12 protein-coding genes are annotated in these 13677 nt (G+C 41.8%); 9 read left to right on the top strand and 3 right to left on the bottom strand.

Annotation, left to right across the window (positions count from 1 at the left end):
- Nucleotides 1-3: 3 nt before the first annotated feature.
- Entirely contained in the window at nt 4-1053 is a 1050-nt protein-coding gene (locus J0656_RS13750) for an efflux RND transporter periplasmic adaptor subunit (protein ID WP_207034875.1), read from the bottom strand.
- Between the two features lie 268 nt (nt 1054-1321).
- Between J0656_RS13750 and J0656_RS13745 the strand changes: the two genes are divergently transcribed.
- Nucleotides 1322-2167, top strand: coding sequence for a universal stress protein (locus tag J0656_RS13745; RefSeq protein ID WP_207034872.1), 846 nt, complete (start codon nt 1322-1324; stop codon nt 2165-2167).
- 4 nt (nt 2168-2171) lie between these two features.
- The gene (locus J0656_RS13740; RefSeq protein ID WP_207034870.1) at nt 2172-3032 is read left to right on the top strand and encodes a universal stress protein; all 861 of its coding nucleotides are present in this window, start codon (nt 2172-2174) and stop codon (nt 3030-3032) included.
- 1 nt (nt 3033) lies between these two features.
- On the opposite strand, the gene trxA is transcribed toward J0656_RS13740, so the two are convergent.
- Nucleotides 3034-3333, bottom strand: coding sequence for a thioredoxin (gene trxA, locus J0656_RS13735; protein WP_207034868.1), 300 nt, complete (start codon nt 3331-3333; stop codon nt 3034-3036).
- Nucleotides 3334-3493: 160 nt separating this feature from the next.
- Between trxA and J0656_RS13730 the strand changes: the two genes are divergently transcribed.
- Nucleotides 3494-4258, top strand: a complete 765-nt coding sequence (locus J0656_RS13730) for a 3-keto-disaccharide hydrolase (RefSeq protein WP_207034866.1) — start codon at nt 3494-3496, stop codon at nt 4256-4258.
- A gap of 169 nt (nt 4259-4427) precedes the next feature.
- On the opposite strand, the gene J0656_RS13725 is transcribed toward J0656_RS13730, so the two are convergent.
- Complete coding sequence (locus tag J0656_RS13725; protein WP_207034864.1) at nt 4428-5429, bottom strand: DUF6340 family protein; 1002 nt, start codon at nt 5427-5429, stop codon at nt 4428-4430.
- Nucleotides 5430-5617: 188 nt separating this feature from the next.
- Here J0656_RS13725 and J0656_RS13720 point away from each other — a divergent pair, with 188 nt between their 5' ends.
- The 6 genes from J0656_RS13720 to J0656_RS13695 all read left to right on the top strand — a co-directional run.
- Nucleotides 5618-6136, top strand: a complete 519-nt coding sequence (locus J0656_RS13720; protein WP_207034862.1) for a DUF5004 domain-containing protein — start codon at nt 5618-5620, stop codon at nt 6134-6136.
- A 266-nt stretch (nt 6137-6402) separates the two neighbouring features.
- Complete coding sequence (locus J0656_RS13715; protein WP_207034860.1) at nt 6403-6984, top strand: RNA polymerase sigma-70 factor; 582 nt, start codon at nt 6403-6405, stop codon at nt 6982-6984.
- A gap of 71 nt (nt 6985-7055) precedes the next feature.
- On the top strand, nt 7056-8000 hold the full coding sequence (locus J0656_RS13710) for a FecR family protein (RefSeq protein ID WP_207034857.1): 945 nt from the start codon (nt 7056-7058) through the stop codon (nt 7998-8000).
- Nucleotides 8001-8143: 143 nt separating this feature from the next.
- Nucleotides 8144-11521 (top strand): TonB-dependent receptor, encoded by a 3378-nt coding sequence (locus tag J0656_RS13705; RefSeq protein ID WP_225605194.1) that lies wholly within the window; start codon nt 8144-8146, stop codon nt 11519-11521.
- 17 nt (nt 11522-11538) lie between these two features.
- Nucleotides 11539-13113 (top strand): RagB/SusD family nutrient uptake outer membrane protein, encoded by a 1575-nt coding sequence (locus tag J0656_RS13700; protein ID WP_207034852.1) that lies wholly within the window; start codon nt 11539-11541, stop codon nt 13111-13113.
- Nucleotides 13114-13295: 182 nt separating this feature from the next.
- Nucleotides 13296-13677, top strand: a 382-nt coding sequence (locus J0656_RS13695; protein ID WP_207034850.1) for an FAD-binding protein, incomplete at its 3' end; no start/stop codon positions are given.

Here is a 13677-nt window from a genome sequence, read left to right as displayed (position 1 = left end):
GATTTATTCTAGGTTTACTTTAATGGGCATTCCATTTTGAAGCGCCATAACCCCATAGGTAATAATGGTATCTCCCGGTCGTAGTCCAGAAATTACCCGTACAGATGATCCCGTTCTTGAACCTATTTCCACGTCTATTTCTTTGGCCTTGCCATTTTCTACGATATAGATCCTTTTTCCGTTCTGTACAGGAATCAAAGATTCGGTTGGTACAAGAATGGCATCCTCCGCAGTTTCCAGCGGCAGGTTTACATTGGTGTAGGCACCGGGATATAACTTATGGTTCTGGTTGTCCGTGATTGCCCGTACTCTTAGCGTTCTTGTGGCAATATCCACTTCTGGATCTATGGCGTAAATAGTTGCATTATGGTTTTCTTTGGAATCTGACGTGGTAAAGGTCATTTCGGTGCCGACCTGAATTTGGGATGCGTATTTTTCTGGAACGGAGAAGGTGATTTTTAACTTATCGGTATTTACCAATTTGGCAACTACGGTGGTAGGGGTCACATAGGTTCCTTTTGAAATGGACCGCAACCCTATGGTGCCAGAAAATGGCGCCCTAACATTGGTTTTGGACAATTGTGCGGATATAAGTTCGGACTCTGCGTTCGCTGATTGATAATCGGCGCTGGCAATGTCATATTCCTCTTGGCTAATGGCCTGCTTTTCCAATAAGAGTTTTGCCCGTCTTTCGTTTTCAGAGGCCAGTTTTTTTGCGGTAAGTGCCTTGGATAACTGGGCCTGTAGTTCAATGTCGTTTACCTTGAAGAGAATCTGACCTTCGGACACCTCGGAACCTTCTTTGAAATTGATGCTTTCCACGATTCCAGAAACCTCGCTTCTTATATCTATCTGTTCATTGGCTTCCAAAGTACCTGAGATGGAAATGTTGTCCTCGAATTTTGAAGGCTTCAATATAGTTCCGGAAACCGTAGAGATGTTTGGTCCGGAACTTCCGGATTTTCCGATTTCGGCGTTGGACTTTATTCTATAGGCAATAAGAACACCTACTCCAACAACTAATAAGCTGTAGACTATGTATTTTACTTTCATTTTGGTTTGGTGGCGGTTACGCTGTTTTTATATAAAAACAGACGGTTATCAAAGATAAACCTAGTCTAATATTCAATGAAAGGCCTCAATGTTATTTTAACATAGTAATCCTCTCAACAGCCATATATTAGGGGTTAACGACATATAACTCCTTATAAAATGAAAAATTCAATTTGAGGTTTGTTAAAATTTAACGACAATCATCGATTGACCATTGTCATTTTTTGTCATATTTCTTCGATTTATCTTTGATAAAAGCGAAATACCCATGAAAACTATACTGGTTCCTACAGATTTTTCAAAGAATGCCCTGCATGCATTGCAATATGCCCAAGAACTGTTTAAATGTGAGCGAGCCTGTTTTTTTGCGATGCATGCTTTTGGCGAAGAGGTATATGGGGCATATAAAACGGTGGCAAAGGAAAATATTGATGAATTAAAAGAAGAACGAAAGGCCCAAACCCAGAAAAAACTAGATCAAATGGTCAACTCCGTAATTGGTGAGCCATCAAATCCATTGCACAATTTTGAAACGGTGGCCAGTTTTGATTCACTTGTAGATGCGGTCAACGATTTTGTTGATGAAATGAACATTGATTTGGTGATCATGGGAACCAAGGGAGAGACCAGTGATCACAATACTACATTTGGGAGCTATACCATCGAGGTATTTAAGTACGTGAAATGCCCAGTGATGGCAATACCCGAAGATTTTGAATACAGACAGCCCAATGCCATTCTATTTCCTACCGATTATTTGTTGCCCTACAAACGTCGGGAGCTTAAACTTTTGGGCGATTTGGCCGGCAAGTTTAAATCCAAGGTACATTGTTTGTACATAACGGATTTTGATCAACTGAGCCCTCGCCAAGAGGATAATAGATTGTTTTTGGAGGGAACTTTGACCAGGGCCTATTTGTATTTTGAGACCGCACCTGTTAAAAACAAGGTTGAAGTGATCTTGGAAGAAATTGAAAAGAGGGAAGCAGGAATGCTGGTGATGATAAATTCCCGTCATTCTTTCTTTGAGGATATGCTATACCGTTCCACGGTGGACCTGTTGGGGCTCAAGATTAAAATACCATTCATGGTAATGCAAAATATAAAACGATAGGCAAGTGAAGAAGAAACGAATTATATTGCCCACGGACTTTTCCGAAAATGCGTGGAATGCTACGGTATACGCCTTGGAGTTATTCAAGCATGTTCCTTGTGATTTTTTTCTGCTAAACTCCTATCAAGTGGGAGCCTCTGGTCTTTCTACTAAAATGGTCGGTGCCAATGATACGCGATTGTACAATTTGATGAAAGAACAATCGGAACGTGACCTGCAAAGAGAGTTGGAAAGAATCAAAAGTGTTGATAAGAATCCTGAACATACTTTTACAACCAAATCAATCATGGATACGTTGGTCAATGCCATCGGAAAAACGGTTTATCGTGAAGAAATCGACTATATTATCATGGGAACCAAAGGTGCATCAGGACTAAAGGAAGTTTTTCTGGGAAGCAATACTTATACTATTATCAAAGAAATGGACTTTTGCCCGGTCATAGCGGTCCCGGAAGATTACCGATCAGAGGGAAAACTGGATTCCATTTTGCTTGCCACGGGCTACGAACATCTTTTCGAGAATTATGAGCTAAAACCACTATTGAGCATCGTGGAAAGTTTTAATGCGAAACTATGGATTGCATATGTTGGGGATTTAGAGGACTTTACCTCAAAGCAAAAGAACTCCAAAAGCAAATTGGAAACACGGTTAAAATCCATCAACTATGAATTTGTGGAAGTGGAGAAAGAAGTTTCGGTCAACAATACCATTCGAGGATTGGTCAATGAAGATCGTGATATTGATATGGTAGCGATGATCAATCAAGACCACTCATTTTTTGAGAGGCTGACTAGGGAACCGGTAATCAAAAAAGTAACCTTCAATTCCACAGTTCCTTTCTTGGTCATTCATCTTTTTGAATAGGCTATAAAAATGATTTGGCCAATTGAACGATTTCCCCTTTTTGCAAAACACCGGATTTTCTCCAGAGTTGTTTCCCGTTCTTGAAAAAAATCATTGTTGGTACGCCTTTTACCTGATATGTGTTTGCGAGACTTTGGTTCTTGTCCACATCTATCTTTACAATTTTCAACGAATTGCCCATTTCATCCTTCACCTGTTTTAAAATAGGGGCCAACATTTTACAGGGACCACACCATTCTGCGGAAAAATCGATGAGCGTCAATTGGTCGCTGTTGATCAAATTGGCAAAGTTTCCTTTCATGATTATATACAATTAGCTCTTGCAATTTATAAAAAGCGACTAAACCTCAAAGTGACCTAGGTCACATGGACAAGCTGGAGTTATGAAAAAAAGGAATCGCTTCGGGTCGGATACTTTTTCTATCTTTAGCCACTGCACAATAAATCAAACTAAACCTTACATGTACACAAAACTTACAGGATGTCTTCTTTTGATTTTAATACTATCATCTTGCAAAAACGAAAATAAAAAGGAGAACGCCGATACTTGGCGTACTAAAAAATCCGCAGAGGAGAACGCTACACATAATCAATTACTGGAAGTAGAAAAGAAAGAGGGTTGGAAGTTGCTCTTTGATGGTGAGACCTTGAATGGATGGCATTTGTACAATGACCCGAATGCCACTTCTGTTTGGGAAGTAGTGGATGGGGAATTGCATAGCAACGCAAATGATGAATCCTTGACAGCGGGCGATTTGGTCACTAATGATGCATATGAAAATTATGAGCTTATCTTGGAGTGGAAGATAGCAGGCAACGGGAACAGTGGTGTTTTTATCAACGTTCAGGAACTACCGGATGTGCCTACGGCTTGGCAAAGTGGACCGGAGTACCAGATTTTAGGTGCGGACCATATGGATTATGATGTGCCCGAGAAACGACCAGGTTGCTTGTATGTTTTTCAACCCCAAAAAAATAAGGTAGAGATAGAACAAGGGCAGTGGAACACGACACGAATAAAGCAAATGAACGGTAAAGTTGAATTTTACCTGAACGGAGTTTTAACGGCAGAAGAAGATTTTAGCTCGCCGGAATGGAAAAGCCAAATCGCCAATACGCACTTTGCCAAGTATCCGGAATTTGGAAAGACCACTGAGGGTAAAATAGCATTACAATATTGGTATTTTGAAACATGGTTCCGAAATATTAAGATAAGAGAGCTTTAAAAACAATTTTTTGAAATCAATTTAGCTATAGAAGCAGCCTCTCCAAAACTTCATCTTTCCCGTCCAATATAAAAGCCTGTAAGGCAAACACAAAAATGATAGTGGTTAGTATTGGGTTGGGCGAACTCATAAGAGCGCTAAGTTAGCCAAATTTAAAACTTACAACTTTTTAATATTCCAAGCTTTTGCGACGGAGCAACACCTTGGCATAGTCGCGGGCCATTTTGTCCCCGAACTCTTGATAGCCGCGTTGCGCCCACTCCAGTGCCATGTCCGTTTCCCCTTTGACCTCGTAGGCGACGGCCAGGTTATGGGCGGCCCTTCCTGCGGATTTACCTCTGTTGTTGGCAACATCGGTCCATATTCTAATGGCTTTGTCCCAGTTAGCCACTTCGCTGCTTCTCCAGCCGGCGGCAAATAGGTTTTTGTCCCTACCTTTTCCTTTTTTGTACATATCCCGTCTTACACGGTAATAGCTGGTAAAGAAACGGCTGGTGTAATCCATGCCGGCTGCATAGGCGGTTTCGGGCAGTGCGGATAAGGGTGCAGCACCACTTAACAGGTCAAAATCCATAAAATAGGTCTGTTGGTATTGATCCATAATGGTTTTGGAATGTGGATCATAGAGTCTCCAAAAGCTTCTTACATTTACCCTTGCTCGACGAGGAAACCGTGTATCGGTACGTCCGGTTTCCAAAACAGAGGTAACTTGATTGACCGCATTGGCAATTACAAAATCAGAATTGGAATCAAAGTTTTCCAGAACGAGCAGAACGTCGGCGTTGGCAGATTCACAGATGTCGGTTACTTCTTCCCAACCCAATATTTCTGGAGTTTTTCTGGTGCCGGTGCCGTATATCCTAACTTTAGGAGGTATCACAGCTCTTAAGTGATTACTGTTTCGTAGACCATCAAAAATTCCTTTGACGGCTTCATCTGAGGCTAGCTTGTCCGATCCTGCTATTTCTCCAGTGGCAATGGACTCCAAAGTTCTGTTTTTTTTGTTCTCTTCCTTGGTCAGTGAACGGTTGACGACGGCTACACTTTCGATTTCTTGCGGCAAAATAAGTTCAGGTTCTTGAGGGTAGTTCAAATTCACAAACCCAGAACTTGCACAGGAAACCATACTTAACATAACAAGGGAAAGCAAAATAAAGTTGAAGTTTTTCATGATTGTAAGATTTTGGTAAAGTGTGGAATACAACAAGTGTGCCATAGCTTTTTTTAGGAAGATTGTAGGCTTTAAAACGAGAAAATGGATGCTTTATTTTTATAGGGGTTTGAATGTTTTTTTACTTCCACAAACAACCATTTGCATTCTTGCCCATCCTAATAGCGAACAATAAAATTTAATTGAAGATGAAAAGAATGTTTTTTAATGCTTTGTCCATGGTGAGTATTTCAGCAATCCTCGTATCATGTAGTTCGGATGAAGGACCTGAATGTGCCCCGGATTTTACTGGTGATCTAACCACAACTGAAGAGATATTGGTCGGGGAATGGATTCTTACAGGCATTGAAGCCGCCAAAGAACTGGATTTGACCGATGATGATACGGACAATGCATCAACAGACCTTTTTGAACAATATGAAGAGTGTGCCAGGGACGCTGCCTATACTTTTGATTCGGACAGGACTTTTGCCTATGAAATAGGAAAATATGGGGAAGATTGCGACTATGTGGTTCCTTCTACAGGTACGTGGGAATTAACTTCACAAAACCTTAGCTTGGTATCTTCATGCACCATGCAAACCACTAATTTGGAGTTTAATGAAGATTTAACGGCATTTACGTTCTCGGAAATATACAATGTAACCGAGGTAACCGGTACAGTTGTGCAAACAAGGATTGACTTTACATACACCTTAATTCCATAAGAGTTAAAAATAAAGATCATACGGCAAGTGCGGAGCAAGTTTTGGGTCTTTTTGGGTATGAACATGAGGAATACCTTGATCAACTAAACTCACTTTGTTGGGTGAATTCCTTTTATGGGATAAAAAGATGGGCCGTAACCTGTCTGAAAATGTTATAACTACACTACTGTTTCAAATTGGGCTGTGCGCGTAAATAAAGAGATTAAAATTTGTCGTTAATCCGAAATTTGTAAATTGCAGGTGTAAAATGTTTGCATTTACAAAAAATGAAGCCAGAATATTTGCATAACCTCAAAATCGACCCCCTATCGGAGAATACCGTAGAGGATGATTTTAGTATAATATATGAGTTCTACAGGCCTAAACTTGTTGTGATTGTAAACAGTTATATCCCTTCTCAAGAAGATGCGGAAGAAATCATCCACGATGTCTTTATCAAATTATGGGAAAAGTGGGATACATTACAGATTACCTCCAATTTTACAGGTTATATTTACAGTATGACCCGAAATGCCTGTTTGGATTATCTTCGCGCCAAAAAAAATAAGCTCACCAAAGAAATGTCTGTTGAACAGCAAGAGTTTTGGTTGAACCATGGTGCATTGGCAGATGATATGGCTTCTTCGATTTTGGCAAACGAACTCCAATCTTTGGTGGATAAGGCCATAGAGCAACTCCCTGAAAAATGTAAGAAAGTTTTCAAAAAAAGTAGGATGGAGGGGTTGTGCCATAAAGAAATATCAGAAGAACTGGAAATTTCTCCAAAAACCGTAGAAAACCATATGAGCAGGGCCTTAAGACAACTTCGAGTGGCGCTGAGCGAGTATCTTCCTTCTTTGTTTTTATAAAATTTATTTTCCGACTAGGGGGTGCCCCCCACTTTTTACGTCATGCTATTGAATACTGTTCCTAATTTAAGATGAACAACAAGGATATAAATGCACTGGTAGAAGGTCGGCTATCGGATGAGAAAAAGGCTGAGGTTGTGAAGTGGTTGCTCAAAAACCCTAAGCAACAACAGCGTTACCATGTACTGAAAGCAAGGCATGTCGCCAAACTGCTAAAAGAGGGTGGGGGCAAAAACAAACTGGATACCAAAAGAAAATTTGCCGATTGGTATAAATATGTAGGATATGCAGCTTGCGTTTTGCTAATGGTTGCACTGGCATATACATTGGTTTCTCCAAATGAACAATTGGAAGCAAAATACTCACAGACAATTTTGGCCTCTACCTCTATAGGGGAGAACAAAACCATAACCTTGTCAGATGGTACAAAAGTTACACTGAATGCGAATACCACATTTTCCTATCCTGAAAAATTTTCGGAAGAATCAAGGGATGTCAGTCTTCAAGGAGAGGCATTTTTTGATGTGGCCCATAATCCAGAAAAACCCTTTAAGGTGGCTACCGGAAATGGCATGAATATTCAGGTATTGGGAACGGTTTTCAATGTTAAATCCTATCCGGAAGACCAAAATGTGGAAACTACTTTGGTATCTGGAAAGGTAAAAGTGGTTGAAGAACAAAATCAAAAGACCGTAGTGTTGGCCCCATCCCAAAGGGCTACTTATGTCAAGGATGCCGATAAACTTATTGTTGACAACGTACAGACCACAAAATTCACTGCTTGGCGAGAAGGCAAACTTATTTATGATGAAACGCCCATAAGACAGGTGATAAGCGATTTAAAAAGAAAATACAAGGTTGATATATCGGTGGAATCCCCTGGGATAATGGACTACAAATATACTGGGGAGTTCGACAATCTTGGTATTGAACAGATTTTGGACCTTTTTGAGGTGTCGTCACCTATACTCTATAAAATGCACAATAACCAAATAACACTATTTATGAAGCAATGACCTTAAAAAAGAGAGGAAGGTGTTCCCGCACCCTCCTCTCAGAAACTATTTAACCACATAAAAATGTAATTAAACATCGTAAACTCATCAAAATTATGGAAAAAAAGGAACTTTTTTTACCAAAGGTCCCAATTATCAGGATAATGAAAATCTATTTGATCTTAGTGGCGCTTACTTTGGCCAAATTATTTGCTTCGGAAGCAAATGCCCAAAGCATTTCGTTGGAGGCAAACAATGTAAGATTGAAGCGGATATTGAACGAAATCGAACGTAAGAGCGATTATAGTTTTTTCTACAACAACAGCATTGTGGATGTCTATTCCAAAAAATCGCTGAAAGTTGAAAACAAAACATTGGACGCCGTATTGAACGAACTCTTCTCCGAGTCCGATATAGCCTTCAGTTTTGTTAGGAACCAGATTATTCTTTTTCCAAAGAACAATCCAGAGATAAAGGATAAAATTGAAAGTCTCTTAAGCAAGCACAATATTGATAAAGTCCCCACAGCCTTGAGCCCGGACAGAATCAATGAGCTCATTAGAACAAATGTACAGTTTACCGTGAACGGAAAGGTCGTGGACAATGCCGGGACTCCAATTCCAGGCGTCTCCATATTGGTGCAAGGTACTTCCAAAGGAACTACAACCGATTTTGACGGAAACTACAGCATTATGGCGGACGCAGGTGATGTGCTTATGTTCAGCTATATAGGTTTTGTGACCCAGGAAATCGAGGTTACTGGAGAACAAACCATTGATGTAACCCTTAAAGAAAATGTAGCCGCACTCGATGAGGTAGTAGTTGTGGGTTATGGTACCCAAAAGAAATCTGACCTTACGGGAGCAGTTGGGGCAGTGGATAGCGAAACACTTTTAAAAGCGCCGGTGAGCAACGCCTTGCAAGGAATGAGAGGTAAGGTAGCAGGTGTTAACGTATTCTTGAACTCAGGTTCGCCAACAGGATCACCCAGGATTGTGATTCGTGGTGTTGGTACCATCAATTCTTCAACAGATCCGTTGTACGTTGTTGATGGCGTTGTAATGGACGATATCCAGTTTATCAATCCTAACGATATCGAGCGTATGGAGGTGCTGAAAGATGCATCTTCTGCTGCTATCTATGGTGCCAGGGGTGCTAATGGTGTTGTTTTGATTACCACCAAAAGAGGTTCAAAAGATGAAAAAATAAGTATAGGTTACGATGGTTTCTTGAGCGTGGGAAGCATCCGCAAAAAGATGGACTTGCTGAACGCAGAAGAGTGGTTAGAAGTAGTTCGTACAGGTATGGAGAACACTCCAAAGTACCGTCCTGACGACCCTGCTCCTGTTTTTACCACAAACGACCCAAATCTTTTTGATGCACAAGGTAATCCATTGTACGATACCGATTGGCAAGATGAAGCGACCAGAACGGCTTATTCCAACAACCACCAATTATCCATTCAACAAGGAAGCGAAAAATCATCTATCGGGGTGTTTTTGAATTATTCCCATATAGAAGGTATAATGCTGAACAACGAGTTGGATAGGATCAGCGGAAAAATCGCCTATGATGTGACTCCAAAAGATTGGTTGAAATTGGGTGTGAACCTTCTTGTAAACGACGTCAAGGATACCGAGTTCGAAGAGGGCGGTGGTGGCCAGACCCCAAGAAGAACCATGATTGAAATGCCTCCAATTTTCCCAGTAAAATTCCCTGATGGAACATGGAGCAATAGCCAAATGATCAGCGATGCCTACAATTTGGAGTCCATGTCCAACCCAGTCCATGTATTGGAAACACAGGAAAGATTCTGGGAAAGAAATCAGCTTTTTGGAAACTTCTACGTGAATTTTACCATTATGCCAGGTTTGGAGTTCAGGACACAGTTTGGTTTTGATAAGAACATCAGAAACAAGAAGGAATACTCCCCGCGTGACTTGGTGAATATCTCAGCACCAAATGGTTTTGCCCGTATTTTTAATGAGAAGAGCACTTATTGGCAACAAGAGAACTACCTAACATACAATAAGGAGTTCGGTGACCACAGAATCAACACCATGTTGGGTATTAGCTGGCAAGAGCGAACTTATGAGTCTTCCAACATTTTTGCCAGAGGCTTTAGTGACGACTTTTTCCGTTACAACAACATTGGCTCCGCCAGTAACCCAAGTGCGCCGGAATCCACAACTAACGAGTGGGCTTTGAACTCCTACTTTTTACGTGCCGGTTATACATTTAAAGACAAATATCTGTTGACTTTGACAGGAAGGGTCGATGGTTCATCAAGATTTGGTGAAGACAATAAATACGGTTTCTTCCCTTCAATCGGTGCCGGTTGGAACATCAGTGAAGAAGCTTTTATGCAGGATGTGACCGCAATCAACAGACTTAAGCTACGTGGTAGCTACGGTATCACCGGTAACACAGAGATCGCACCTTATAGTTCATTGGCAACAGTTTCTTCAGGAACAGTTTTGCTGAATGGTACAAGGGTAAGTTCCAGTTCCGTCAACCGTTTGTCCAATCCAGGGTTGGAATGGGAAAAAACCAGTCAATTCGATATAGGTTTAGATCTAGCAGCTTTTGATTACAGGTTGCGTTTGGAGTTTGATTACTACGATAAGTTGACCAAAGATCTTCTATTGGACAGACCAGTTCCTTATACAACAGGATTTACATCGGTAAGGGATAACATCGGTTCGGTTTCCAACAAAGGTATCGAGGCCATGATTACGGGAGAAATTATCCGTAAAGCCGATTTCGGTTGGGAAACTTCCTTCAACATGAACTACAACAAGAACAGGATTGAAAGCTTGGGTGAGAACGATGAGGATATAGAACCTGGACCATTTTGGGTTTCAGGAAGTCAAACCATACTTAGAGTAGGAGAGTCGTTGAGTTCTTTCTGGGGTTACGAGCGTTTGGGAACTTGGGGAACCGATGAGGCTGCGGAAGCTGCTGAAGTAGGAGCTGTTCCAGGTGAGGCCAAACGATCTGCAGAAAAGAAAATCCTTGGAAAAGGTTTGCCGGATATTACAGGAAGTTTCATCAACACCTTCCGATATAAAAACTTTGATTTCACCGCAGACATTCAATTTGTTGCAGGTGTAGAGATTATGCAGCAGTTCTATCACTCTACCGAAGACCGTTCAGGTATTGCCAACGGACTTGCTACAATCCTTTATGATGGTTGGACCGAGAGCAATCAGAATACTCAGGTTCAGGAAATCAGGAACCAAGCGTATGCAGGGCAGAACAGTCAGGTAGATAGCAGATGGGTGGTTGATGGTTCCTACATCAGAGGAAACCTATTCTCTTTGGGCTATAACTTCAATCAGCAGTTTTTGGATATCATGGGCTTGAACCGCCTTAGGGTATATGCCAGTTTGGAAAATGCTTTTGTGATTCATTCCAAAGACTTTCAGGGGTACGACCCAGAAGCTACTTCATGGGGCGGGAACCAATGGGGACAGAATATTTTCTTCTTCCAGTATCCCAAGCCAAGAACATTTACCATTGGATGTAGCCTGAAATTTTAATACATAAAAAAGATATCATGAAAATTAAATATATAGTTTTTCTAATCGGAATAATTGTATTGGGTTCCTGTTCTGACTTTTTAGAGGAGAAACCCTTGAGCGAACTGGATTCCAATCAGTTCTTCTCAGAACCAGACCAGGCCTACAGTGCGGTAAATTCACTGTACAGGACCGGTGCTCCCAGCATGACGGATGGTGGAGTGTATAGTGGAACCCCAATGATGCTGGGAGGATACATGTCCGGGTATTTCGTCAACGAATACGCAGGTCAGGAACTCCATGTAAGCAATTCACAAGAGCTTACCCTTAACGGGGATAACATTGGAGGTTACCTTCAAGATAGATGGAGGGAACTTTATTTGGGGATCTCTAGGGCGAATAATGCCATCAAGTATATTCCCGAAACACCAGGATTGAGCGATTCTGAAAGATCACAACTATTGGCCGAAGCCAAGTTCTTTAGAGCCTTTGCATACTATTTTTTAGTAAGATGGTTCGGTCCCGTACCATTGACCACAGAACCCTATGAATCTTTGGAAAATCTGTATTTGGAAAGAAGCCCTGTGGCCGATATCTATACGCTTATAGAACAAGATTTGACCGATGCTTTAAATGGTGGTTTGCCAACCGTAAGCATGGTGGACAACGGTAAGCGCGTAACTGCAGGAGCGGTTGCGACCCTATTGGCCGATGTCTACCTCACCATGAGCGGAAACCCATTGAATGCGGACCGATACAGTGATGCAGCCAGCTTGGCACAGGACATTATCAATGGAACATATGGTTCCTATGATTTGGTGCAGCACGATGAGCTGTCTCCAGGAGTTGTGGATTTGGAAAACTCCGCCTACAACAAGATCAGAAAATCAGATGCATCTGCCGTAGAACATATTTACATCAAAGAATATGACCCAGAGATAGGAACTTCCGTTTATCCAAGGTACTCGTACCCTGTAGCACTTGCTTCAGAAGTACTTTATGATATTACTAACGGAGGGTACCTACCTTCAGACGGATTTATGGATTTATATGATCCGGCAACTGACCTAAGAATTCAGGAAAAGCAATATTTTCATTCCACCTTTCAAGATTCAGGACAGACCTTTGCAACAGCACCTTACGTCTGGCATGATGATACCGCTATTTTTGAAACAGCAAACTCAGGAAAAGATTTTGCAGTATACGGTTATGCCGATGTATTGTTGATTGCGGCCGAGGCCATTGCTAGATCTAGCGGAGTTACCCCAGATGCCATTAACTATTTGGCCCAAGTGCGTGCCAGAGCTTACTGGGAATCCGACATTGCCACAGTTGAAGCGGATTTATCCGGTTTGGGAACAGAAGCCTTTGTACAGGAAGTTTGGAAAGAAAGACACAGGGAATTAGTTTTTGAATTTAAAACTTGGTTCGATATTGTTCGTACAGGACAGTTCCCAGTAGCGGATTCACCTGGTTCCATATCTTTTGTTAATGCCGTTGGGCATACCACAGAAAGAGGTAAACAGATTGAAGAAAAGCATATGTTATTGCCTTTGCCAGGGCCGGAACTTCAGCGTAACCCAAGTTTGGGTACCGATAACAACGGATATTAATACATAGTATTAAATTATGAGGCCCATCATATCCATTATGGATGGTGGGCCTCAATTTTTAATAAATAAGACACCTATGGGAATCCAGAACATGGAATATGCGTTCCATATAAGGTTTTAGTAGTGATTCCTTTTTAGATAGATTTATATTTTACTCATTTATAATTAAACCAAACCAACAGATGCAAATAATAGAGAATTCTACGGTGTACGATGCGATCATCGTAGGCTCGGGCGCCGGGGGCGGCATGTCGGCGAAGGTACTGTCGGAGGCCGGCCTAAAGGTTGCCGTAGTTGAGGCGGGCCCGTTCTTCGACCCTGCGAAGCCGGAGCACCAGACCCAGCTGAAGTGGTCGTACGAGAGCCCAAGGCGGGGCAAGAGCACACGGTTCCGTCCCTTCGGGGACTTCGATGCCGCCTACGGAGGCTGGGACATCGAGGGGGAGCCCTACACGCAGAAGGACGGCACGGACTTTTCGTGGTTCCGTTCGCGCATGCTGGGGGGCCGTACCAACCACTGGGGGCGCATATCGCTCCGTTTCGGCCCACAGGACTTCAAGCACA

Source organism: Flagellimonas aurea (assembly GCF_017313785.1).
GTDB lineage: Bacteria > Bacteroidota > Bacteroidia > Flavobacteriales > Flavobacteriaceae > Flagellimonas > Flagellimonas aurea.
Note: the sequence above shows the minus strand (reverse complement) of the source record. Positions and strands in the feature narration are given on the sequence as shown.